The following is a 22266-nucleotide window of genomic DNA, read 5'->3' as shown; positions in this document are numbered from 1 at the left end:
CTCCTTCATGATCCTGTCTGTTCATCCGGAACGATCTCTTATCGTCACATCCTGCAGATACCCCTGTCGTCCATCGAAAACATGCCGGACTGAATCGACCGACAACACTTTACCGCCCTTCGTCATGCCGTCGTCGAACCGGATGAGATGGCGTGGCGCAAGACCAACCATTGCAGGAAAGGCGAGCCGCGCTTCGAATGCATGTGCCATGATCCGACGGTGCTTTCCCTGAGCCAGACGTCTTATGTCGTCCATGCGTCGTCCCGGGGCACGGAAACAGTAAAACGGGCGGTCTCCGGAAGGCGGTTCTGCCATGAAGGAACTGCCGTCATAATAAACCGCACTCCGCGCCCGTTGACGCGAGTCCCAGGACTGCACTCCGACAACGGCCCCGCCGGAGAGCGAAAGATCGCGATGCATGGCCCTCAAAGTCACCGCATCGGGCGAAAACACATTCGCGCTTCGGGTCTGCGCGCTGGCCCAGGGATGGAGCATCACGGTCCGGCCTTGCACGGAGCACTCGAAATCCTGCTCGCGCGCAACGGAGAAAACGAGGTCGAATGCCGTCTGATGACGATTCTGGGTGATGGTCGAAAGCCTTCTGTGCTCGATCTGCCAGAACTGTCCGCTGTACTGTCCCACCTCCATGCCGGATAACGCCGAGTCATCGAATCCCAGACCGGATGCTTCGACAGCATGACGTACGAGTTCGATGCCGGTCGCATTGCTCCATCCCCCGACAAGCCGCCTTTCGAGCAACAGGGCCAGATAGTCCCGACAGTTCAGCACATAAGCCGAAGGAGACGATCCGCGGCTGATCCGGTCGACCATACCGTGAAAAACGGTCTGCCACTGCCCGCCCGTCAGACGCTCCTCGCGAATCTGCAGGACGATATCCGGTCGCTTCGCTGGTTCCTGCTCTCCGAGCAGCGCTGAAAGCGCGGCCGTATCCCGAACCAGCACTCCGATGGACGCAGTATCGCACCGCTCATAGCGGCTGCATTCCAGACGGAACCAGGAAACGAAAATCTCCCCCCCGGGCCTGCCCTCGACCAGAACGCGCGTCTCCCACGCACGAGATGACGCTGTCATGGCGGAGGCAGCCCTCCACCGGCGTCGGGAAGAACACGCTCAGGCAGATCGAGCGTCGCCGGAGCGGCGAGTCCTGTAAGATCCGGATCGGTCATCCCGTTTCTCTGTGCGATATGCCACCAGTACAGCGCGTCTCCGTAATGACGCGCCGCAAGATGGAACAGGGATATGTCCTCCGCAGTGACCTGCACTCTCATCTCTCGGCTGTCCTCCTGTAACACGTTCCGGCCCGGTCCGTTCGAATACGGTCTGTTCGGATACGGTCTCTTCAGCTCCACTCATCGACCAGACGGTGAGCGAGGCGGATCTCGTTTCCCGCATCGACGCTCATGGCCAGAGCGCCCGTACTCCGTGCCGCGACGAGAAGGTCGGATGCGTCGTTGACTGGCTGCGTATCCAGTATCGTCTCGTTCTCGCCACGCGTCTGGTCCAGATCGTCAACAGCGAGAGAGAGGGACGAGGAAACACTCCGGAGCGCGGAGGGAATACGGGCGCCATTGAGCACGGTCTGCCAGAGAGCTCCGGCCTGACCCAGACGATCCTGAACGCGCGCAATCGTCCCCCCGACACCCAGACCCTGAGCCAGAGGCATGATCTGTCCTGTGAGACCGGCGATTGCATTGTTGCCGACCCATCCGATCTCCGCCATCTGGCCAAGGAAGCCCGACAGGGTGGCAGAACCAGTCGCCATGGCGCCCCCAGCCTCCTCTGCCGAGCTGCTGGCCCCGTCCGACGGCGCATCCTCGCGCTCGAGAACCAGCTGATAGGGACATATCGTCCCCCGGGCCTGATACGCCCAGGAAAACTCTGCGATCCAGACGCGCATTGTCAGATCGGCGACGGAAAAGACCAGACTGCGCGCCTTGCGACGCATCGCCTCGATGCTGCGCGTTCTCTGTGTCGCAAGAGGCCCGATGAAACGTCCGCTCAGCACCAGCCTGAGCGGATCGTTGCCGACCGCATCGACGACACGTCCGCCCCCCAGCGCATGATGAATGACAAGACGCTGTCGTCCGCCGAAAACCAGCTGATCCGGAACTTCCGGACCGCTCAGGACAAGTCCGCCCAGAATGACAGGGGCGGCTCGATCGAGACGCCCCAACGCGCCGATGGCATTCTGTATCTCGAGAGACGAAATCGCCACGTCCAGTCACCTCTTACCCATAATCCGCGCGCGCCTCCGCCGGCAGGTCGCACTAGATCACGCCAACACTCAGATTCGGATATTGCGGCCAGGCGATCTCATCGATCCAGGCTCCTCCCGCGCGCAGGGACTGATCCGGAGAGGGCTCCGGAAACGCAGCCATCCGGGGCCAGGCCGAGGAAGGAATGGCGCCGCCCCGTTCGAACGCAAGACCCATATCGTCTCCCTCTCCTCCGATGCGCGGCGCAGACGCGATCCCGTCTCCTTCGAGGGCCGTCTCCGGGGATCTACCGACATATCGCGGGGTTGCATCGAGGCCCGACAGGCCAGACCGGGCACCAAGTCCTTCATATCCGTTCCGACCCGGCATCCCGCGCGCCAGACGCAGATTTTTCCCCGCCTGCCTCCCGACGCGCCTCCCCTCGCGCCTCTCTGCATACCCGAAGCGAAAATCTCCTTGCGGCTCGATCCTATCGACCCGATCCGCATCACGCCGCTTCGGCGTCGAGATCCGGGATGCAACAGAATGCCGGATGCCCGCTCCGGAACAACGTGCCGCAATTGCCCCGAAAGACATATCGGCCAACGACAATCCCTGCATCCTGCCTCCCGGTTTCATCCTGAGCGCGACCGGTCCGGCACCAACTGCCCGGCTCGCCCCTGATTCGGGAACCGCCGATCCGGGCGAAGCCGGCCCCGAACCGGAAAAAGACCTGTATGCGCCCGCAGTCATCCCACCGGCCCCCGTGCGACGATCCGCATCCCTCCATGTCGGAGACGACAGAGGGTTGATGGGAGAAACAATCGATAAATGCGCGTCCCCCGGGATCCGCGAACCCGGGATCGATCGAAAGCGCGGTCGAGACGTTGCACGACTGCATATCGCCCCCGCCCCGACCGAGGGGGATCGGCGTCTCCCCGAAGAAGACGAACGTCCCAGCGCAGTCGAATCGCTCCGATACGAACGCCATGAAAACAAGTGTTCCGCCCCGGATCCGACGCGTTCCTGCGCGCGCGCGCCGACACGACGCAAGGCAGGCAGAACCGCTACCGACCGACCGGGAGGCACGAAGTGACGCGTATTGGCCAGAATGGAGAGAGAGCGAACGAAATCCGAAACGCGCTTCACGATCCTGCCTCCTCGTCGCGCCTGTAAACGCGATGCTCCCAGTCGAAACGAAATCCCTCGCCTTCCGCCAGAACGACACAGGCCGCGATGCGACGCGCCCGGGACCATCCCATGACCACAGCCCAGGGCACCCCATGTCTGACGAGATAAAGACTCTCGCGAAACACGGGGTGCCCGGTCAGTTTTTTGCCGTGTCCAGCATCGTTTCCTCCGCTGCACGCGCTTCGGCAAATACGGGATGCAATGCGGCCAGACCGTCATTGCCGATCCGCCGCGCGAGCGCCCTGATCTCGTCCTTCGTCCCCGGCATGGGCACTGGTACGCCGTCGATCGCACTGACCGAACAGATCATCTGCGCGTAATCGAGCCAGGCCGACGCAGCTTCGCCCGCCATCACACTGCCTGCGGCCTCGATCAGATCGAGCAGATCCCCGGGATCCAGTTCGCGCAATCCGAGGCGGCGCGCCTCACCGAATTCCACCATGTCAGGAAGAACCGTCATGTGATCTTGCTCCTCAGGGAGGCATAGAACTGGACATGCTGATGAATCATGCCTTCAGCCTGCCAGCGATCCGTCTTGAGCGAGAGAGAGACGCCGCTGTACTCCCAGGTCGTCGTTGCCCCATCCGGCTCCCGGATATACTGATACAGCGTTCCGCTTCCGATCGATCCGGCATTCCAGAAGGCTGACTCGATCGCCGCAACAAGACTGTCCAGATTGGCATTGGCCCGCGCAATGGTAAAAACGCCCCGCCAGCCGCTGGGCGTATTGAACTCTACCGGCAAGCCGTTGAGCGGTGTCGCTCTCTGGATGATCGTATGCTGCTCGGCCTGAAAACCGGTCACGTCCCGGAGATCGATCCGCGACCCGTTCCAGAGCAGGGTGATCCTGCAATCACGCCCGATGCTGTAGGGATTGGCCATCCGTCAGACACTCCCGCTGGCAGTGCTGACGCTTACCGACGCGCCCCCCTGCAGATTGATGATGAATTTCTCGTTGATGCCCTGATATTGCACCTGAACATCCGCCCGGACATAACCCGTCGCGATACGCTCCTGCGGGTTGTTGCCCGCATCGCAAATCACCGCGTAAGGCAATCGACCTCCGGTCACCCCGAGAATCCCCTGGGAGAGCAATTCTGACAGGAACCCGAGCAGCGACGCCCTGATATTGCCGAAAAGCGTGTCATTGATCACGGCACCGACATACTGCCCCATCGTTCCGGCAAGCGATCGCGCCAGATAATGGGTCAATCGCGTATAGGCGTCGCTCTGGATCCCCGCCTTCAGCGCGCTGTTATGGCCGGAGCGAAGCGACCAGTATTGCCCCCCCGGAGAAGGGTTGCAGATCACGTCGATTCCGTTTTCGATCAGCACGCCGAGTTCGGCTGCGGCGTAGCCGAAACGTGTCCTGTCCAGCCCGTTTCTCTGACTGCCGATAATTCCGCCCAGCGGCTTGTTGAGACCCGACTGCTCGGGAGACAACGCCGCCAGCTTGCCCGCCGCAAAAAGCGCCGGCGAGGCAAGCTGCAGACCCAGAACGTCGTCGTTCCACCAGAGCCAGTCGCCGAACATGTATTTGAAGGCATGAGACCACAACCCTAGCGTCGCCTTGCTCTGCACCGCCTGTTCGAGCGTCTCGTCTCTCGGTCCGGAAGCGATCATATAGACGCCCTCCGCCTCTCCGAACGCGAGCTGCCGTGGCATGATCGCGGGTTCGGTCACTCCCGCAAGCGTTGCAATCGAACAGCCCTGTCCGGACAGCGCATACATGCCCGTCCTTGCCCCACCATCGCCCAGAAAGGCGTATGCCGACGGCGCCTCGCCATCGGTTCCACCCGCGAGCTCCAGAGAGCCTGCCTCGATGTCGACGCTTTCCGGGGGCTGATCGATCCGGATCAGCGCCTGTGCATCGGCCGCCACGGCAGTTGCAAGCGCCGACCAGTCCGCTCCCGAATAGGCGGTGCTTCCGAGATCTTCATGCGCAACGGTCAGAACGAACAGGCCATCGCGATAGCTCTGTCTGACAAGATTGATCCGGATCCCGTTTCCCGCCTGCCCGGTAAGGGCGGCGCTGATTCTGATGCCCCCCAGCATACCGGCAGCCGCGCGATCGCTCCCATCGGTGACACGAACCAGACAGAACGCATTCGCGCCCTGATGCACGGCGATATCGACAGCGAGCGTGAGATTGGAAGCGCATGCCCGCTTGCCGCCGAACGCTTCACGACAGGCGGAAACGTTTCCTACGATAACCGGGCGATTCACCGGCCCCCAGGACGCTGTCCCGACAATACCAAGACGTCCGGAAGCCAGACCGGCCACGAGCAGCGTCTCAGGCTGGGCGATCTGCACATAGAGGTCCGGCACCTGCAAGGCAGCCGTATTCAGGCCCCCTGCCTGCAATAGCTGTGGCATGGATGATCCTTCTCTTCATTGAACGAGGTCCGGGGCGTTCCCGCCCGATCGCGCCTCTTGCGAAGACGCTTGATGTCTTTCCGATCTCTCCGGCGTCGGCGCGCGTTCAGACGATCCCGCCCAGGCCGGACCCGCCCGGATCGGGTGTATCAGCGCGACAGACGGTGCCGTAGCGGTCGGTTTTCAGTGCACGATAGGCGTGTGGCATCTCCAGGGCCGTCGCCATGGCCTCGAGTGCCTCCTGCGGTACGCCCGCGCCCATCTCGTCCGGAACCGGAGCGATCCCGATATCGCCTCCCTGCGCGCCGAGCCAGCCGCCGCCAGCCACCATCTGGGGCGACCAGACCGAGCGGAACTGATCCCAGATCATCCCGACATGAATCTCCCGGCGATACAGTCCTTCCGTCTGCATGGCATCCTGGATGCTCTCTCCACGCAACGCGATCTGCGCCTGTTGTCCATCGACGAGGGGAACCCAGTCGTCGGGCAGCAGAACGCTTGTCAGAAGGTCGATGAGTGCCGGGCAGAGACGATCGTCTCCCGATACGACAGAAATCCTGAAAACCCGGCTCTGACGACGCACGAGCCGGGATGAGCGCCCGTATCCGGCGCAGGATCCCGTGAGGGTCCCCCGCGGCACCAGCACGTCAGGTCCGTCCGATACGGCCCCAGCGCCCAGCATGGACGCAAGGCTTGAGGCAATATGGCTGGGCTCCTCCCCCGTATCCGCCACATGACGAACGCTTCGACACGCCCCCCCTGCATCCCGCCACATCAGCGAGACGAGACCCGGAGCCGGTCGGACCGCATCCATCCGTACGCGGGCCCGTCCGTCCCCGATCGTCAATCCCACGACAGGGAGAATCCGGAGCGTTTCCCGCCATCCGCCCCCAAGAGGGGTCATCAGCATCTCGCCCTTCCCGGCGAGGGCCTCGAAAGCGACGACATGTCCCTTCTCCCGCAGCGAAGGGTCGGCAAAGAGATCCGAGGGCATCACCGGACCCGCCCGGAACATCACCTCATGCGCGCGCCAGAAAGACGAGGTGGGCGCGACCGTCTCGAATTGCGCAGCGCACCAGAAGGCAAGACTGCGCGCGACATGCGAAAGCGTCATCATCGTCATATCTGCTGCATCGAGGCGACCGCTCTTATCCCGTTTTGCGACATCTCGACGGCATCGATGAGATAACGCATGCCACGCTCATCCTCCATGCGCATGTAAGGCGTGAGACAAACGCCCGGCAGAAGCGGCATGTGCATCAGATAACTGCCCGGCCGGGTGGAGCCGGGCATCCCGCTCCGCCATTCCTCACCCCGGCCACTCATCACGAGGCTGACAGGACATCGCGACACCCGCGTCTCCTCCCGCCCCTGCATACCATGCAGCGAAACACGATGGGTACATGCGATACAGAGGAACGGCCTGTAGCTTTCGCGCTCCGTCACAAAGAAAAATCGCCCGTCGAGACCGAAAATATCCCCGATCCTCACATCCTGCGCATCGCTCGCCAGATAGAGCGTCGGTCGCCCCCACATACGCGTTCTGCGCAGACGGAATGCCGGATCGATATCGAAACACAGAGACGGCTGTCCGATCCTGTTCCCCAATATGTCGAGGGGATCTGCGACACGGAAATGATCCCCGATCGCACCCAGACGGCGCGCAACGCGCGCAAAGCCGGAGACGACACGTTCTTCTGCGTATCTCATGCCGGTGACTCCGCCGTTCAGATAAGGATGGACGCCTGTTCCTGCAGATCCGGTCCGGGTGCCACACCAAGAAAACCGCAGAGGCGACGACGCCACCAGGTAAACAGGTTCGTGCGCTCCGCCATTTCGCGACTGTTACGAGTCCAGACCGAAACGGCCTGCGTATCGAGGGACTCGGACGCGGATATGACGGCCTGCTCCATCTGCAAAACAGTTTTGAGAAGCGATCGTATACGCTTGTTTTCCGCCTCCGAGAGCGTCCTGAGCCGCCACTCCAGAACCCCTGCGCTCTGGAAGAAGCGCCAGGAACTCTCGCCGGTCGCCGCGTCACCGAGAGCCGCATAACCGCAGAAGCGGCGCAACTCGGTCTTCTCGTCCTCGCTCAGGGGAGCCGACGAGACGGGACCGCTCCGATCCCGCCGCCGATCGCTCACGGACCGTATCCCGTCGCATCCGTACCGAGACTCTCGATGACGACGCCCCGCTTGAGATAGGCGTTGGTCGCTGTCGGGATGATCGACGCATCGGCAGTCATGTCGGTCGGCAGCGCAAACCCGCCGATCCAGTACCAGGACTGCGCAATGATCTGCTTCAGCCGGTCCAGAGGTTCACGCGTCACCATCGCCACGCCATCGACCATTTCGACGAGCGCGCGTTCGGCATCGGGAATATCGCTCTGTCCGGTGCAGGCGCAATCGCCCTCCACCAGAGCCCCCTGACCGAGAAGCAGGGCGCGATGAACAGGCCCTCCGCCGAGCGACGCCTGCTGCGGCGCTTCGGTCGTCGGCACGAAGCGAACACCCAGAAGCTCGATGATCTGTCCCGATCGATACTCTTCCGATCCATAGGCGCCGCGATAGAGATACTTGAAATCGGCATCCCGGAAGAGAGACAGCAGCTGGAGATCGTCGAGATAGCAATTATAGGCGCCGTCGATCATCGGTACGTTGTTGCGCCGCAGCGACGCCACACCGGCAAGCACATGCTGTATCCCCAGCGTATCCCCGTCGGCGGGAGACAGATCGGCGGTCGTCCGTTTTCCGTTCGGACGCAGGACCAGCGGTGCCGTCGATGCAATGACGGCATTGCCCGCACGCCCGTCTGCGGCCGACACCTCGGTCGAAAATCGCAATTCGCCCGACACTCCACCCGGCGCGGTCGAGCGCGACCGGTTATCCGGTATGGCATCGACAAGCGTATAGACCCCTCCGCCGACCGTCACGGTCATACCGGGCCCTCCGGCGACGGGTCTCACCTGTCCGGCAACGATCATCGACTGGAAACCGCGAATATCGTCGACAGCGATCCCGTATGTATCCGAGTCAGCCGATACCGTTACCCGGGTATTTCCCCCCAGATAGCCTCCGACGCCCCCCGGAACACCGCCGAAAAGGGCATTTCGCGCGAGCCTGTCCAGCGATTGCATCGCCTGCATGCCATTGGTCTGGGCATTCGCCAGAAACTGCGATGCAATGCCGATCCCCGTCGTCACCATGTTCAGATCGATGGTGTCGCCATACTGATTGATGCTGAGCGTATATTGTTCGATCGACCAGCCGCTCGGCGAAAGTCCGTTATCGAAATTCGTATTGCCGGTGGCGAGCAATGGCTCGATCACGGGCGCCTTGAGACTCCGGCGCGTCTTGGTCAGCGTCTCTCCGATCGCGTTCGGAAAGATCTCCCGATCGGCAACCGCCCGAAATCCGAGCCGCGCATTCAGCCCGGCTTCGAACTCCCGGGCAAGAAAGCCCTGCTGGATTGCCGCGCGAAGCTGCTCAGGAAAATTCTCGATACCCATTCTGTCGTCATCTCCCGCCAGTAAACTCAGATTTGTCCGGCAAGAAACTGGCGTTTGCGCACCAGATAATCCTGCTCGGAAAGCGCCCGCGCGTCCTGCCTCCGGGCAGGCGCAGGCTTCGGTGCGGCCCCCTGACCGAGACGATGTCGTTCGCCATGATTCGCCGCCTCGTCGCGGAACAGATAGCGTCTCGCCTCCCGCGTCCGGCTCAGGGCCGCCTCCACGCCGATCGGCTCCCCGGACTCCGACCAGCTCACCTCGCTCCGGTCCATGAGCGCGAGAACGGCGTCCGGATCATGGGCACCCATCCGCTCTGCACCGAAGCGCAGGGCCATTTCGAGCAGACGCTCCTGCGCCTCGCGTCTCACCTCCGCGAGTGCCGCCTCATGCGCCTGTACGAGGGAAGCGCGCTCAGCAATATCCTCAGCAAGACGTGCACGTAGCGCATCGATATCCTCCACCATGTCCATTCTCTTCTCCGGATGATCGTTCCGCCGCTTCCGCAGCCACGATCTTCTTCCACTCCGAGGCGGGATCGGGGATTCCGGCCGCGCTCGCATAGAGTCGTGAGGCCGTCTCCCGACTCAGCAATCCATTCGATATGGCAACATCCAACCCGCGGGCGAGCGGAAGAAGCTCCTGCTCGTCCGCCGTGAACCAGGAGGGCCAGTGCAGAGAGAGCCCCGCAGGATCCAGATCGCTGAACATCGTCTCACCGATCGTCACCCCTCCCGGCACGATCGTCGAAAGCTGGCAGATCATGCGATAAAGAGGCAGGATCCCGCCTTCCCCATAGGCAGAACGCATACGCCCGGCCATCCAGATCAGAGGCTGACACATCAACTCCATGGCCCGCCCCGATTGCGGCGCGCTCAGCCTGTCGCCATGCATGCGGTTTCCGTGCAGCTGCTCCAGAACGAGCTGACGCAGCTCCCTGTAATGGGCCAGCACGGCCCCTGCGGCCGCACCGTTGATCTCGAGCAGTTTGGCATCCCCCTCCGGTGGCAGCGTGAGGGCCGATGCCGCTCCGCCCTGGCGCGCCAGACCTTCGACACCATCGGGCGTTCTCAGAACGAGCGTCGGATCGGATCCGTATTTGAGCCCGCGACCGGCTTGGGACAGAAGATAATCGGCCTCTATGACCGTATCGATCGCCTTTTCGAAAGAACATTCCCCCTCCGGATCGTCAGAACCGGAGACACCCAGATTACGGATCCAGACGATCGGCACGAACCCGAAACAGTGAGAAATGCTGCGGGACGGATCCTCCACCTCCGCTTCCTCTCCCCCGACAGGAACCGGCACGAAAGCGAGAAGCCCGTTTCGCGTCCATCGCCTCTGCCACCAGAACCGGGTTTCGCGCTCCGGGGAGGCAATGTCATAGCCATGAGCAGCCAGTTCTTCCCCGGTCACGACAAACCGTTCGGTCACCTCCACCAGAGCGCCCGCATTGTCCCAGCGTGGAACGAGATGGGCGGTGTCCAGCAACCCGATGCGCAAGCGGTTGTCGAAACACTCAACCAACAGGGCGGCAGATCCCACCGATCCCCGTATGGCCGCCTGCATCATCAGAGCCGGGAGACCCGCTTCGACCGCAAACCGGTTCAGCGCCTCCGCTGTGGCCGCTCGCGCTCCCACCGCCAGAGGCCAGTGCGTATCCCCGAAAAGAAGCGAAACCGCCTCGTCCACGACCGTGCGGCACAAATTCGTCCTGACCGAAGGCCGACGCCGGGAAAGAGGAATATACTCTCCGGACGGGTTTCTCTCGGTGGCAAAAGGATAGGGCAGAATGTCGTATTGCGTTCCGTCCAGGACGCGTTGCAACGCCAGCAGACGCGCCGCGCGCGCCGTCATTCCCGGTGCGACCGGATAACGTCTCTGCAACGACAACCAGTCCATGAGCATTCCTTCATCGTGAGAGAGAAAACCAGCCCTGATCATGCCATTGCCCCTTGCCCGGTTTCTGCATGATCATCAGTTCGCTGAGAGCCCAGATCAGCGCATCTGCGCGATCCGGAGAGGTCGCTCCGCCAAAACCCCGGGACGAAAACAGGCAGAGTTGCGATTCCAGCTCGGGAAAACGTCCGTGATGGATCACCCGTCCCTGCTCGTAGAGCGCCGCAACCGGCTCCGCACGTGCGACCTTGCCATGAGACGCCGTCACCATGAGCAACGCCGCCTGCGGATCGACACTGCGCAACGTCGCCTCGACCAGAGCACCGCCGAAATTGCGCTCGGCCACGATCCGGTCCGCCCTCCAGTGGGCGGCGGCCGTCACGACACGACGCGCCCAGCCCATCGGGCTGTCCCGTATCGAGCAATCCTCCAGCACATGCCCGATTCCTTCGGCATCCACCCCGGCCACGACGATCCCGATCTCGTCAGCGCCGATATCTCCCGGTCCGGAAGCGCCCGAAGGGTCGACGGCAACGACGATTCTTCGCATACGCGCAATCAGGGCCGCGTGCCCCGCTTCATCCGGAGGTGCCTCGCGGCGGATCATATCGAGCCGCCAGAGCGCCCCTTCGATAACCGTAAGGTATTCGCCAAGCAGGAACCGCTTTCGCTCCCGCTCCGGCAACGCCTCGAGTTGCTGCAGGTACGTATCGCTCAGATTGTCCCTGTTATCCGCGGGGTTGAGCCGCATCGTCGCATACAGGGAGGGATCGGCCACCCGCATTCCCGAACGCGGCTCTATCCCCGCTTCGAACAGGGCATAAAGCCAGTGATCGGTCGTAGGCGGGTTCGCATCGATATATTCGCGCGTCCTGAGTGCACTGCGCTGCGCCAGGCGCGTAAGCAGCATGTTCCGCGCGGCGTAACTGATCTGGCTCGCCTCGTTCAGATAGATCGTCGCGAATTCGAGTCCGAGAATTTTCTCGGTTCGACCTGCATCGTCGAGTCCTCCAAAGAGAATCGACGAGCCGTTCCGGAACACGGCCCGGTTGCTGCTGCCGTCCCAACGGTAGCGCGTCTCCGGAAAGCAGCAGCGCATCACCTTGGGAAACGTGTCCTGGATAACGCTCGCTCGCAGCGCGATCTGACGATGCCGGAATACCCCATGACGCGAGCGGGATACACGCAAAGCCCTCACGATCATCGCCCGCAGAAGCACGAATGTCTTGCCCGAGCGCGACCCCCCTTTCAGAAAGATGTGACGTGCCTCGCCTGCAAGCAGGCGGTTCGCCTGTTCCTGGATCGGCGTCAGGCGAAACGCCTCCCTAGAGGTGTTCATCGTCCTTCGTCAGGATCGGCAGGCTATCCTCGCCCACGATCCGCGCCTCCCTGAACCGGGTCGGCCGGTGCGCCCGCAACAACATGCGCAACAGACCGTCGCTATATCTCTTGCGCATGACCGGACGTCCTTCCGGATCGCAGATCAGACGCCCCGCATGAAGCATCGGCTCGTCATATCCGTCGATCGCCCGGCGACGCGCCTCAGCCTCGAGAAGATCCGTCGCTTCCTCGAGCGCCTCTCTCCAGTGATCGCCGAAAGCTTCATCCTGCCGTCGCCAGTTATATGCGGTCTTCCGATCGATTCCGGCTGCGCGAGCCGCCTCGGAAACATTCCCCGTCTTGCGAAGATGCTCTAGGAACAGGGCTTTCAGGGTCCCCCCCTTTGGCCCTCCCCGTGTCTTGAGCCGTGGTCCCATCTTGGCCCCATTTCCTTGCCGGTTGCACAGATCGTCGCTTCACTCCCTGAAACCCTCTGCCCGGATACCGGTCCGTCTGCCTCATTTCCTCGACGAGTCGGCGCGTGACACGCTCGAGAAGCGCGGGCGGAGCCCTCCCCACGAAAACCAGTTCGGCAGGAACGCGCCAGCATGGAACGGCCCGGACACGCATATCGAGCCAGGGCAGATTGGCCTGCGTCATCTCGACCCATTCCAGATGAATATCGCCCCGGTGCCGAGGTTCGGATACCCGAACGAACGGACACAACAGAACGGCCGGGTTATGGAGGCTGACGATCAGGTAATATGAAGTACGACAGAAAACGATATGACCGGCTTTAGCTTCTCGGATTATCATTTTCAGTTTTCTTATTATGTACTATTTATACTATTTCATTATTATAAAGTCAATCTCTTTTATTTCTATAAAACTCTCCCAGCCTTTCGAGCGCCAAAGCGCATTGCGCCGCGACCCTGCTGCGGCCCACCGCTCTGGCATGGTTCGGGAAAACGAGCTGAGCCATTGCGGACAAGCTCATTTCATGCAGCAGCATCATCTCGATCCTTATATGGATCGTCGTCCCCAGCACCTCCCGGATATGCCGAAGCCGTTCGCGGCACCGTCCGCGCCCGAGCATCCAGGTATGGACATCGCCCTTCTCGTATCGATCGAGCCCATGACGGTCCGCATCGACGATCCCCAGCTCGGCGTACTCGACCTCGCATCGCCAGCGCTGCGCCGCGGCAACCTCGTCATCGCCGATCTCCCCCGCCTCGTATAACCGCCGAACCGAAGTCACGACCCGGAGAGACTCGCCGTCGACGCGAAACGCGCTGTGCCGGAGTCGCTCGGGCGTCGGCGCGTTATCCCCCTCGACAGGTCGCTCGCCACAAGTTTGAGTCATGATGATCTTTCTCCTGACAGGCTCCGCCGCGTCACCGTTGCACGATACGATCGAACCGGCCGTAAAGCGCATCGACATAGGAGGGAGGCGCTGCCTCATCGCTCCACAGGGCTCCCCAGCTCACCGCATGACCTGCAGGGAGGGCTTCGTTCTCCTCGCGCTCGAAATCGCTGCACCGCGGAGCAGGACGGAGCGGCCCAGATGCCTGTCCCGCGAAAACATCCGGCCGCATCTTGATCCGCGCCTCATGCAGGAGGCGCACCAGATCGCGCGAGGAGACCGTCCGGCGAGAGTTTTCGGTCAGGACACCCATGCTACATCTCCCTGATGCACGTCTTTCTGTGGCTATTTGCCATAGATCTAGGCAAACCAGACACATCACAAATTACCCACTGGATTTGGCAATGAGCCATTGCTATGAATGTCCCATGGCCAAACACAAACGCCCTGACTCCCTCACGATCGTTCAATGCGCCATTGGCCGAAGGATCACCTGGGCGAGAGAGCTCGTCTTTCCCAATCAGAGCGAGTGCGCGCGCCTCCTAGGCGTCGATGCATCGACCCTGAACAAGATCGAGAAAGGAGACAGGGCACCCAGCGTCTTTCTGATCATGGCCCTGTCTAATCGCCTTCGCGTCTCGACCGATTTTCTGCTGAAGGGCGTTCTGAACGGTCGTACGGACGAGGAAATGGCTCTCCGCCTGGCAGCTCTGCACCCAGAGTTGGTGCTCCAGCAGCAGGACACGGCGTCGCACATGGGCAAAAACACGCCTTGCGACACGCCATAGACGCCCAGGAGACCAGATCGGGAGCATTCGTAGCATCCTTGTTTTCATCACACATCCAGAACACAGCCTTCTTCGTTGGCAGACATAGCGCGTGGTGTGGTACGCAGCAAGAACAAAACAAGAACAAAAGAAATTTCGAGAAATTCCTGTCGTTCCCCATGCCTCGCGCCACCGCGAATTGCTCAGCACCAACCGGCCAGCTGCGCCTTGAAGCCAATCCGACTTCTGGACGATTAACGTGTTTTTAATGGCATTGAGCCATAATGTCAAGATTCTAGAATGGCTTTTTGCCACAGTTCGTATAGATGGCTGTGTCTGAAATCCTTTGTAAAACAACATTTATGCGACATTTTATGTCTGCGCCTCTAATATCCCAATATGAGTAGTCCGGATAAGTAATGTGCGGCGCATCCATGTCGTTTTCATTATCTAAATCTTAAATCGGATTAATGAAAAACAGAAATCTGCCGTAAGGCTCCTCCCCTTCGTACGAGAAGAGAGCTCATGAATTCATGAACGCCATCGTCGTAACTGCCCTCAGGCGGCCCCTGACCTTCGTCGTCTTCTCGATCCTGATCCTGATGTTCGGGATCATGTCGATCTTCAAGACGCCCACAGACGTGTTCCCGGAAATCAAGGTACCGGTGGTCGCCGTTATCTGGACCTATCCGGGTCTGCTTCCGGAGCAGTTCGCGGGGCGTATAACCTATAATTTCGAGCTCGCTGTCACGACGACCGTGCAGAACATCGAGCATATGGAGTCGAACTCGTATTACGGGCGCTCGATCGTCAACATCTACTTCCAGCCCGGCACCCCGATAGGAACGGCCGAGGCTGAGGTCACGTCCATCGCCCAGACGATCCTCCTCGGCCTCCCCCCCAAGGTGCCGGCTCCCATGATCGTGGCCCTGAACCCGTCTCAGGTTCCCGTCATCGCCCTGCAGATCACATCCGAAAAACAGACTCCTTCCGATCTGTTCAAGCTCGGGGTCATTCGCGTCCGCCCCCTTCTGGCAACCGTCCCCGGCGCCGTCGTCGCCCATCCTTATGGCGGCATGGACAGCTTCGTGATGATCTCCCTGAACCAGAAGCAGCTGCGCGCCCATCATCTCTCCGCCGCCGACGTACAAGCCGCATTGACCGCACAGAACATCGTTCTCCCTGCCGGCGACCAGAAAATCGATGCGACGGACTGGATGGTCCAGACCAACGCCGCCCCCGAATCGATGGAGGAAATCGCAGCCATCCCCGTCAAGCGCGTGGGGAATGCGGTGATCTATATCCGTGATGTCGCAGACGTCTATCGCGGCGGTCACCCCCAGACCAATCTGGTGCTCGTCAAGGGACGTCAGGGTGTCGAAGTCATCACCCAGAAAGGCGGCACCGCCTCGACACTCGACGTCGTGGCCGCCACCAAGGCCCTGCTGCCCCGCCTGCGCGCCATCCTGCCGCCCGATGTCCATGTCTCCATCCTCTCCGACGCATCGGTCCTGGTGAAGGATCAGATCAAGGACGTCGTGCGCGAAATGGTCACGGCGTCGTTCCTGACCGGTATCGTCGTGCTTCTCTTTCTCGGCTCATGGCGCTCGACGGTCATCATCGCCACGTCGATCCCCCTGGCCATTCTCTGCTCCATCATCGGGCTGGGCTGGGCCGGACAGTCGATCAACATCATGACACTCGGCGGTCTGGCACTGGCCGTCGGCATTCTCGTCGACGATGCCACCGTGATGATCGAGAACATCGATACCCATCTCGAAATGGGCAAGGATCTCGAACTCGCGATCATCGACGCGGCCAATCAGATCGTCATCCCGACCTTCGTATCGACCACCTGCATCTGTATCGTCTGGCTGCCTCTCTTCGAGTTGTCGGGCGTTGCGGGTTACCTCTTCATGCCCATGGCTCTGGCGATCATGTTCGCCATGATCGCATCGTTCATCCTGTCCCGGACGCTGGTTCCGACCATGGCGAAATTCCTGCTCGCCGGTCAGATCCATCACGAGCACGGTCATGACGACCATGCGCCCGCGCCGAAGGGCTTCTTCGGCCGGTTCCAGCGGGGCTTCGAGCATCGGTTCAACGCGTTCCGCGAGCACTACAACACGCTGCTTACGCGATGCATTGACCGTCGCAAGGCCTTCGTCGGCGTATTCCTTGCCGTATCCCTCCTGTCGATGGGGCTTTACAGCGTTGCAGGCCGCGACTTCTTCCCCGAAGTGAAATCGGGCGCCCTGCAGATGCACATGCGTGCGCCGCTCGGCACCAGGATCGAGGTCGCCGGGCGCATCGCAGCCCTGGTCGATGATCGCATCCATCAGGACCTGCCGGGCAAGGTCGAGAATATCATCTCGAATTGCGGTCTGCCGGAAGGCCCGCACAACCAGGCCTTCATCCCGACCCCGACGGTCGGCACACAGGATTGCGACCTCACCATCGCTCTCAAGGACGAGGAATCGCCCGTCTGGGATTACCGCGCCGTTCTGCGCAAGGATCTGTCGCGTCGCTTCCCCGGCACCGTATTCACCTTCCAGCCTGCGGATCTCACGAACAAGATCCTCAATTTCGGTTCCGCCGCACCGATCGATATCCAGCTCTCCGGCCCGAGTTCCAGCACGAACTACAATTACGCCAAACATCTGATCGGCAAGATACGCCAGATCCCCGGAACCGCGGATGTCGTCATCCAGCAAACGATGTCGACCCCGACCCTGATGGTCAACGGCAACCGCACATTCAGTCAGGCAACCGGTCTGAGCGAGAGCGACCTCGCCACGAACGAGCTGCTCACCCTGTCCGGCTCCGTCGTCGTCGACCCGCAATTCTGGCTCGATCCGGTCGATAACGTCACCTTCCCGCTCAATATCTACACGTCGCAGGATCAGCTGACCCATCTGAACGATCTTCTGACGATTCCCGTAGACAAGGGAGACGGCGACCCCACCGACCAGACCCAGCTCCTCGGTGCGATCGCCGATGTCGTTGCCACCGGGACGCCGGGCGAGGTCTCGCACTACAACTCGATGTCGGAAATCGATATCTATGTGAACGTCGAAGGCACCGATCTCGGCTCCGTACTCGACAAGGTCAACGATACCATCAGGAAGGACGCGCCCAACCTGCCCCGCTCCACCGCCGTGGACGTGCACGGACAGGCAACCACGATGCATGGCGCCTACGCCCAGCTCGTCTTCGGTCTCGGCGTGTCGATCGTCCTGATCTACCTGCTGATCGTCGTGAACTTCCAGTCCTGGCTCGACCCGTTCATCATCATCACGGCACTTCCGGGTGCGCTCGGCGGCATCGCCTGGGCCCTGTTCCTGACCGGCACGCGCCTGTCGGTTCCTGCCCTGACCGGTGCCATCATGTGCATGGGCACAGCCACGGCCAACTCGATCCTCGTGGTATCCTTCGCCCGTGAGCGTCTCGAGATTCACGGTGACGCGCTGCGTGCCGCCATCGAGGCAGGATACGGTCGTATCCGCCCTGTCATCATGACCGCCCTGGCCATGATCGTCGGCATGATCCCGATGGCCACGTCCAACTCGACCAACGCGCCTCTCGGCCGCGCCGTCATAGGCGGACTGATCGTCGCCACCATCTCCACACTGCTCTTCGTCCCCTGCGTCTACGCGATCCTGCACAACCGCTCCGCTCGCCAGAAGGAAACCGTCTAATGGCCACCTCCCCCAAGATCATCGCCATTGCGGGAGGATGCGTCCTCGCGCTTTGGGTCGGCGTCCTCGTCGTGGGCCGCGTGCATCATGAACAGGCGCTCGCTACCGAAACTGCCGAGAATGCCGTCCCGGACGTCGCCGTCATCAATCCCATCCAGTCACCGGACAAGGTCGCACTGACGCTGCCCGGCAATATCGACGCATGGTATCAGGCGCCGATCTATCCGCAGGTCTCGGGCTACGTGAAAATGTGGTTCAAGGATTACGGCGCGCATGTGAAGGCTGGCGACGCGCTCGCCGAAATCAACGCGCCTGCCCTCGATGCGCAATACGCCCAGGCACAGGCAAACCTCAAATCCGTGATGGCGAAATACAATCTGGCCGCCGTAACGGCCCAGCGCTGGCGGGCAATGGGCAAGTCCCAGTCCGTCTCGGGGCAGTCCGTCTCCGTATCGAACGCAAACGAACAATCGGCACGGGCCGAGGTCGACGCTGCCCAGCGCAATGTCGATCATTTCGCGGCGCTCGAGAAGTTCAAGACCATCGTCGCGCCCTTCGATGGCATCGTCACCTCACGCAGCATCAATGTCGGCGATTACGTCCATAATGGCGGCGGCAATCTCAACGCGACGGGCTCCGCTTCCGAGCTTTTCACGGTCGCCGACGTCCACAAGCTGCGTCTGTTCATCTCGGTACCGGAGGTCTTTTCCTATATCCTCCAGCCCGACATCACCGCCGAAGTCAGCGTGCCGCAGTTCAGGGACCGGAAATTCAAGGCCAACTTCCTGACAACGGCCCGCGGATACGACCCCAACACACGTACCGTGACTTCCGAATTCACCATGGAAAACCCCGGAGAGGTCATGTGGCCGGGCACATTCGCCTCCGTGGCCCTCAAGGCCCATAACGAGGCGGCGCATCTCTACGAGGTTCCAACCTCCTCGCTCGTCTTCCAGGAGAAGGGAATGCAGGTCGTGATCGTCAAGGACGACAACACCGTGCATTTCCAGAACGTGACGATCGGGCGTATGGCTGATACCTCGACGGAGATCCAGGCAGGCGTCTCGCCCAAGGATCGTATCATCGCCAACCCGCCGGCCGATCTTCTCGAAGGTGACAAGGTCCACATCACCACACCAGAGCGCGGCTACAACCAGTCCGGATTCGGATCTTCGGAATGACCTTACATCATCTCAGGAAACTGGCTCTGGCCTGCAGCACGGTCGTGACAACTTTCGGACTGTCAGCCTGCGACCTCGCCCCGGCCTACAAGCCCCCGACCTTCATCGTTCCCTCGAGCTGGCACGGCCAGGCACCGTTCGCGCAGGCCATGCCTGCCGACACGGTCCTGCCGAGGGACTGGTGGAAACTGTTCAACGATCCGCTCCTCGACAGGATGGAAGCGACGCTGACCGCCTCCAATCCCGATCTCCAGGCCGCGGCAGAGCGCTTCATCCAGGCGCGTGCGCTGGTGGTCCAGGCCCGGTCCGAGCTGCTCCCCCATCTCGCCCTCGGCGCCGGAGCGTTCGACAACAAGCAGTCGGCGGATCGTCTGTTCCGCTACAAGGGCAACATCACGGAAACCGACGAGGAATATCACGGCCTCGCGTCATGGGAGCCGGATTTCTGGTCGGCCATCCGCAACCACGTCCGCGCGCAGAAGCAGTTCGCACAGCAGAAAGCGGCGGATTTCGCGATGTCCCGCCTGAGCCTGCAGGCCGAGCTCGCTTCCGCCTATGTCCAGCTGCGCGGCTATGACGCCCAGATCGCGATCTACGACCAGTCGATCGGCTATTACCAGAAAGCGCTTCAGATCACGCAGAACCAGCTCGAACATCAGGCCGCACCCCGGCTCGACGTCGCTCGCGCACAGGCTCAGCTCTACTCGACCCAGGCCGCCCGTCTCGACGTACAGGCCGCACGCGAAGTCACCGAGCACGCGATCGCCATTCTCACCAACGCCTCTCCCTCGTCGTTCCATATCGAGCCGACGCAGGTCATGGGCTTCCGTCAGCCCCATATCCCCACCGGCATTCCCTCGGAACTCCTCCAGCGCCGGCCGGACGTTGCGAGCGCCGAACGCGAGATGGCACAGGCCAATCGCGAGATCGGCATCGCGCGAGCCGCGTTCTACCCCCATGTCTCTCTTCAGGCCGGAGGCGGTTTCGCGCAGAATGGCTTCGATCTCGCCAATCTCGCCAACTCCCTCTGGTCCTACGGCGCATCCTTCGAGCTTCCTATCTTCGAAGGTGGCCTGAGACGCGCCGAGTTGCAGCATGCATGGTCTGCCTATCGCGAGACGCGTGACGCTTATCGCAGCAAGGTTCTGGACTCCTTCCGCGAGGTCGAGGACGGCCTGTCGCGGACCAGCCGGCTCGACCAGGAAAACCGGACGCTGCAAAAGGCGGTCGAGGCCACGCTCTCAACGCAGAACATGACCATGACCCTGTATCAGGGTGGAGTTGGCACCTATCTCGAAGCCATCTTCGCCCAGGTCCAGACCCTGCAGGTACGCATCCATCAGATCGAGGTGGCAACGCGCCTCTATCAGGCCGATGTCGGTCTCGTCCGCGCACTGGGTGGCGGCTGGAACGTCAAGCTTCTGCCGACAATGGATCAGACCCTGTCCATCACCCCGCTGCAATATGACAACCTGCATCATCCGCAACCTGTGGGCGGAGTGAACATCTCCCAGAACCCCGAAGCGTTCGAGGATCTCTCGACCCAGGCCCCTTCGGCGCCTTCTGCCGCCTCGGGCAAGAAACTTGCCCCGATGCCCATGCAATGACCGCCCGAGCTCGGTCGGGGTCGTCACGCCATCGAGCGTCCGGCGAACCCGACCGACCCGGTCGGATCTAGTCCGTCCTCGTCTCGACTCTCGGCTCGACCCTCGTCTCCATCCGGCCGAAATGCCTCAGACGGTCCCGCGCGAGATCGACGAATGCACGGATATTGGGCGCATTGCGGGTCGTATTCCGGAAGAGAATCGAGACGGGAAGCGGCTCCGGCCGATCCTCCAGGGGAATTCGCTCGAGCCGCCCCTCCGCCAGCAACCCTGCCACCTGATAGGACAGGGTACTGACGATCCCATGACCGTCGAGCGCCGCCTCTATTCCTGCCTCCACATCGGTCACGACCAGGCGAGGCATCACAAGCCCCCGCGCGAGAATGGAGGATACGCCTCCGGCCCGCTCCCTCAGATCGTTCTCGATTGCAATCACCCGATGTCGGCGCAGCTCGGAAAGCGATTGCGGCATTCCATATCGTCCGAGATAGGCCGGACTCGCCGTGTACACGCGCTCGACCGATCCAACCTGGTGCTGGATCAATCTTGTATCCCGGACGATACCGATCCTCACCGCAATATCGATCTCCTCATCGACGATCTGCGTGACACGGTTGCAGAGCAATAGCCTTATCGAAAGCGATGGGTAACGCTCCAGAAGCTCGGTGACGATCGGCATGACGTGATAGCGACCGAAAAGAACCGGCGCCGTCACAGTCAAGGCGCCGCCCGGCACGTCATTTTCGTCACGCATGAACGCAACGGCACCGTCGATCTCTCCCAGACCCACCCGACAGCGACGAAAGAACTCCGCTCCCTTCTCGGTCATGCGCACCATACGCGTCGTTCTGACGAACAGGGGCCCGCCAAGCGATGCCTCGAGATCGGCAACGATGCGGCTCACACGCGTCGGCGACAGATGCAGTCTTCGCGCTGCCTCGCTGAAGCTGAGATGCTCCGCTACCGTCACGAAGACCCGCAACGCTCCGAGACGCTCCATTCAACTCACTCTCACAATTATATACATAGCGCGCAAAAACAGAATGCGCATTTCGGAGATTATCACAGGAAGAAGAATGGGAAATAATCACCTTATCGCAATCCTCTCCTCTCTCCTCCCGACATCCAGAAGAGAAAAAACAGAAG

Annotated in this window: 23 protein-coding genes; 5 read left to right on the top strand and 18 right to left on the bottom strand. The window is 61.5% G+C overall.

Annotated elements, in window-relative coordinates; translation table 11 throughout:
* Positions 1 to 21 precede the first annotated feature (21 nt).
* The 16 genes from SSA02_RS00170 to SSA02_RS00105 form a co-directional block, all read right to left on the bottom strand.
* Positions 22 to 1092 carry a hypothetical protein gene (locus tag SSA02_RS00170; protein ID WP_147091931.1) on the bottom strand — a complete coding sequence of 357 codons (1071 nt, stop codon included), beginning with the start codon at positions 1090 to 1092 and terminating at the stop codon, positions 22 to 24.
* On the bottom strand, positions 1089 to 1289 hold the full coding sequence (locus tag SSA02_RS00165) for a hypothetical protein (RefSeq protein ID WP_147091930.1): 201 nt from the start codon (positions 1287 to 1289) through the stop codon (positions 1089 to 1091). Before SSA02_RS00165 ends, SSA02_RS00170 begins: the two co-directional genes overlap by 4 nt.
* Positions 1290 to 1360: 71 nt before the next feature.
* Complete coding sequence (locus SSA02_RS00160; RefSeq protein WP_147091929.1) at positions 1361 to 2236, bottom strand: hypothetical protein; 876 nt, start codon at positions 2234 to 2236, stop codon at positions 1361 to 1363.
* A gap of 52 nt (positions 2237 to 2288) precedes the next feature.
* Positions 2289 to 2453 carry a hypothetical protein gene (locus tag SSA02_RS12610; RefSeq protein WP_186807599.1) on the bottom strand — a complete coding sequence of 55 codons (165 nt, stop codon included), beginning with the start codon at positions 2451 to 2453 and terminating at the stop codon, positions 2289 to 2291.
* A 908-nt stretch (positions 2454 to 3361) separates the two neighbouring features.
* On the bottom strand, positions 3362 to 3532 hold the full coding sequence (locus SSA02_RS12605) for a hypothetical protein (RefSeq protein WP_186807598.1): 171 nt from the start codon (positions 3530 to 3532) through the stop codon (positions 3362 to 3364).
* Positions 3533 to 3543: 11 nt separating this feature from the next.
* Complete coding sequence (locus SSA02_RS00155; protein WP_147091928.1) at positions 3544 to 3867, bottom strand: hypothetical protein; 324 nt, start codon at positions 3865 to 3867, stop codon at positions 3544 to 3546.
* The gene (locus SSA02_RS00150) at positions 3864 to 4289 is read right to left on the bottom strand and encodes a hypothetical protein (protein WP_147091927.1); all 426 of its coding nucleotides are present in this window, start codon (positions 4287 to 4289) and stop codon (positions 3864 to 3866) included. The genes SSA02_RS00155 and SSA02_RS00150 overlap by 4 nt, the downstream gene beginning before the upstream one ends.
* Positions 4290 to 4292: 3 nt before the next feature.
* On the bottom strand, positions 4293 to 5783 hold the full coding sequence (locus SSA02_RS00145; RefSeq protein ID WP_147091926.1) for a phage tail sheath protein: 1491 nt from the start codon (positions 5781 to 5783) through the stop codon (positions 4293 to 4295).
* 106 nt (positions 5784 to 5889) lie between these two features.
* Positions 5890 to 6900, bottom strand: coding sequence for a hypothetical protein (locus tag SSA02_RS00140; RefSeq protein WP_147091925.1), 1011 nt, complete (start codon positions 6898 to 6900; stop codon positions 5890 to 5892).
* Between the two features lie 2 nt (positions 6901 to 6902).
* A complete protein-coding gene (locus SSA02_RS00135) occupies positions 6903 to 7493 on the bottom strand; it encodes a hypothetical protein (protein WP_147091924.1) in 591 nt (196 codons plus the stop codon).
* A 17-nt stretch (positions 7494 to 7510) separates the two neighbouring features.
* The gene (locus SSA02_RS00130) at positions 7511 to 7927 is read right to left on the bottom strand and encodes a hypothetical protein (RefSeq protein WP_147091923.1); all 417 of its coding nucleotides are present in this window, start codon (positions 7925 to 7927) and stop codon (positions 7511 to 7513) included.
* Entirely contained in the window at positions 7924 to 9291 is a 1368-nt protein-coding gene (locus tag SSA02_RS00125) for a DUF4043 domain-containing protein (RefSeq protein ID WP_147091922.1), read from the bottom strand. Before SSA02_RS00125 ends, SSA02_RS00130 begins: the two co-directional genes overlap by 4 nt.
* A gap of 26 nt (positions 9292 to 9317) precedes the next feature.
* Positions 9318 to 9761: a phage scaffolding protein gene (locus tag SSA02_RS00120; protein WP_186807597.1), complete on the bottom strand. Its 444-nt coding sequence runs from the start codon at positions 9759 to 9761 to the stop codon at positions 9318 to 9320.
* Complete coding sequence (locus SSA02_RS00115) at positions 9715 to 11232, bottom strand: phage portal protein (protein WP_246103525.1); 1518 nt, start codon at positions 11230 to 11232, stop codon at positions 9715 to 9717. The genes SSA02_RS00120 and SSA02_RS00115 overlap by 47 nt, the downstream gene beginning before the upstream one ends.
* Positions 11201 to 12526 (bottom strand): phage terminase large subunit, encoded by a 1326-nt coding sequence (locus SSA02_RS00110; RefSeq protein ID WP_147091920.1) that lies wholly within the window; start codon positions 12524 to 12526, stop codon positions 11201 to 11203. Before SSA02_RS00110 ends, SSA02_RS00115 begins: the two co-directional genes overlap by 32 nt.
* Positions 12513 to 12944 (bottom strand): hypothetical protein, encoded by a 432-nt coding sequence (locus SSA02_RS00105; RefSeq protein ID WP_147091919.1) that lies wholly within the window; start codon positions 12942 to 12944, stop codon positions 12513 to 12515. Before SSA02_RS00105 ends, SSA02_RS00110 begins: the two co-directional genes overlap by 14 nt.
* 563 nt (positions 12945 to 13507) lie before the next feature.
* Here SSA02_RS00105 and SSA02_RS12600 point away from each other — a divergent pair.
* On the top strand, positions 13508 to 13747 hold the full coding sequence (locus SSA02_RS12600) for a hypothetical protein (RefSeq protein ID WP_186807596.1): 240 nt from the start codon (positions 13508 to 13510) through the stop codon (positions 13745 to 13747).
* 154 nt (positions 13748 to 13901) lie between these two features.
* Here SSA02_RS12600 and SSA02_RS00095 read toward each other — a convergent pair whose 3' ends face one another.
* Positions 13902 to 14183 carry a hypothetical protein gene (locus SSA02_RS00095; protein WP_147091918.1) on the bottom strand — a complete coding sequence of 94 codons (282 nt, stop codon included), beginning with the start codon at positions 14181 to 14183 and terminating at the stop codon, positions 13902 to 13904.
* A gap of 91 nt (positions 14184 to 14274) precedes the next feature.
* Between SSA02_RS00095 and SSA02_RS00090 the strand changes: the two genes are divergently transcribed.
* The 4 genes from SSA02_RS00090 to SSA02_RS00075 all read left to right on the top strand — a co-directional run bounded on the left by SSA02_RS00090 (position 14275) and on the right by SSA02_RS00075 (position 21123).
* Positions 14275 to 14658 carry a helix-turn-helix domain-containing protein gene (locus tag SSA02_RS00090; protein ID WP_246103524.1) on the top strand — a complete coding sequence of 128 codons (384 nt, stop codon included), beginning with the start codon at positions 14275 to 14277 and terminating at the stop codon, positions 14656 to 14658.
* 512 nt (positions 14659 to 15170) lie between these two features.
* Positions 15171 to 18335 (top strand): efflux RND transporter permease subunit, encoded by a 3165-nt coding sequence (locus tag SSA02_RS00085; protein ID WP_147091917.1) that lies wholly within the window; start codon positions 15171 to 15173, stop codon positions 18333 to 18335.
* Complete coding sequence (locus tag SSA02_RS00080; protein WP_147091916.1) at positions 18335 to 19516, top strand: efflux RND transporter periplasmic adaptor subunit; 1182 nt, start codon at positions 18335 to 18337, stop codon at positions 19514 to 19516. The genes SSA02_RS00085 and SSA02_RS00080 overlap by 1 nt, the downstream gene beginning before the upstream one ends.
* Positions 19513 to 21123: an efflux transporter outer membrane subunit gene (locus SSA02_RS00075; protein WP_147091915.1), complete on the top strand. Its 1611-nt coding sequence runs from the start codon at positions 19513 to 19515 to the stop codon at positions 21121 to 21123. Before SSA02_RS00080 ends, SSA02_RS00075 begins: the two co-directional genes overlap by 4 nt.
* A 67-nt stretch (positions 21124 to 21190) precedes the next feature.
* Here the strand turns inward: SSA02_RS00075 and SSA02_RS00070 are convergent, their stop codons facing one another.
* Positions 21191 to 22120: a LysR family transcriptional regulator gene (locus SSA02_RS00070; protein WP_147091914.1), complete on the bottom strand. Its 930-nt coding sequence runs from the start codon at positions 22118 to 22120 to the stop codon at positions 21191 to 21193.
* Positions 22121 to 22266 lie beyond the last annotated feature (146 nt).

The sequence above is a fragment of the Swaminathania salitolerans genome (assembly GCF_007988945.1).
Taxonomy (GTDB): Bacteria; Pseudomonadota; Alphaproteobacteria; order Acetobacterales; family Acetobacteraceae; genus Swaminathania; species Swaminathania salitolerans.
The sequence above is the reverse complement of the archived record's forward strand: the minus strand, read 5'-3'. Positions and strand labels throughout refer to the sequence as shown.

What these genes read in the sequence shown, in the direction of transcription:
- SSA02_RS00170 (WP_147091931.1), bottom strand. Translation starts at nt 1,092, where the DNA reads ATGACAGCGTCATCTCGTGCGTGGGAGACGCGCGTTCTGGTCGAGGGC.
- SSA02_RS00165 (WP_147091930.1), bottom strand. Translation starts at nt 1,289, where the DNA reads ATGAGAGTGCAGGTCACTGCGGAGGACATATCCCTGTTCCATCTTGCG.
- SSA02_RS12610 (WP_186807599.1), bottom strand. Translation starts at nt 2,453, where the DNA reads ATGGGTCTTGCGTTCGAACGGGGCGGCGCCATTCCTTCCTCGGCCTGG.
- SSA02_RS00155 (WP_147091928.1), bottom strand. Translation starts at nt 3,867, where the DNA reads ATGACGGTTCTTCCTGACATGGTGGAATTCGGTGAGGCGCGCCGCCTC.
- SSA02_RS00150 (WP_147091927.1), bottom strand. Translation starts at nt 4,289, where the DNA reads ATGGCCAATCCCTACAGCATCGGGCGTGATTGCAGGATCACCCTGCTC.
- SSA02_RS00145 (WP_147091926.1), bottom strand. Translation starts at nt 5,783, where the DNA reads ATGCCACAGCTATTGCAGGCAGGGGGCCTGAATACGGCTGCCTTGCAG.
- SSA02_RS00140 (WP_147091925.1), bottom strand. Translation starts at nt 6,900, where the DNA reads ATGATGACGCTTTCGCATGTCGCGCGCAGTCTTGCCTTCTGGTGCGCT.
- SSA02_RS00135 (WP_147091924.1), bottom strand. Translation starts at nt 7,493, where the DNA reads ATGAGATACGCAGAAGAACGTGTCGTCTCCGGCTTTGCGCGCGTTGCG.
- SSA02_RS00125 (WP_147091922.1), bottom strand. Translation starts at nt 9,291, where the DNA reads ATGGGTATCGAGAATTTTCCTGAGCAGCTTCGCGCGGCAATCCAGCAG.
- SSA02_RS00120 (WP_186807597.1), bottom strand. Translation starts at nt 9,761, where the DNA reads ATGGACATGGTGGAGGATATCGATGCGCTACGTGCACGTCTTGCTGAG.
- SSA02_RS00115 (WP_246103525.1), bottom strand. Translation starts at nt 11,232, where the DNA reads ATGATCAGGGCTGGTTTTCTCTCTCACGATGAAGGAATGCTCATGGAC.
- SSA02_RS00110 (WP_147091920.1), bottom strand. Translation starts at nt 12,526, where the DNA reads ATGAACACCTCTAGGGAGGCGTTTCGCCTGACGCCGATCCAGGAACAG.
- SSA02_RS00105 (WP_147091919.1), bottom strand. Translation starts at nt 12,944, where the DNA reads ATGGGACCACGGCTCAAGACACGGGGAGGGCCAAAGGGGGGGACCCTG.
- SSA02_RS12600 (WP_186807596.1), top strand. Translation starts at nt 13,508, where the DNA reads ATGCAGCAGCATCATCTCGATCCTTATATGGATCGTCGTCCCCAGCAC.
- SSA02_RS00095 (WP_147091918.1), bottom strand. Translation starts at nt 14,183, where the DNA reads ATGGGTGTCCTGACCGAAAACTCTCGCCGGACGGTCTCCTCGCGCGAT.
- SSA02_RS00090 (WP_246103524.1), top strand. Translation starts at nt 14,275, where the DNA reads ATGAGCCATTGCTATGAATGTCCCATGGCCAAACACAAACGCCCTGAC.
- SSA02_RS00085 (WP_147091917.1), top strand. Translation starts at nt 15,171, where the DNA reads ATGAACGCCATCGTCGTAACTGCCCTCAGGCGGCCCCTGACCTTCGTC.
- SSA02_RS00080 (WP_147091916.1), top strand. Translation starts at nt 18,335, where the DNA reads ATGGCCACCTCCCCCAAGATCATCGCCATTGCGGGAGGATGCGTCCTC.
- SSA02_RS00075 (WP_147091915.1), top strand. Translation starts at nt 19,513, where the DNA reads ATGACCTTACATCATCTCAGGAAACTGGCTCTGGCCTGCAGCACGGTC.
- SSA02_RS00070 (WP_147091914.1), bottom strand. Translation starts at nt 22,120, where the DNA reads ATGGAGCGTCTCGGAGCGTTGCGGGTCTTCGTGACGGTAGCGGAGCAT.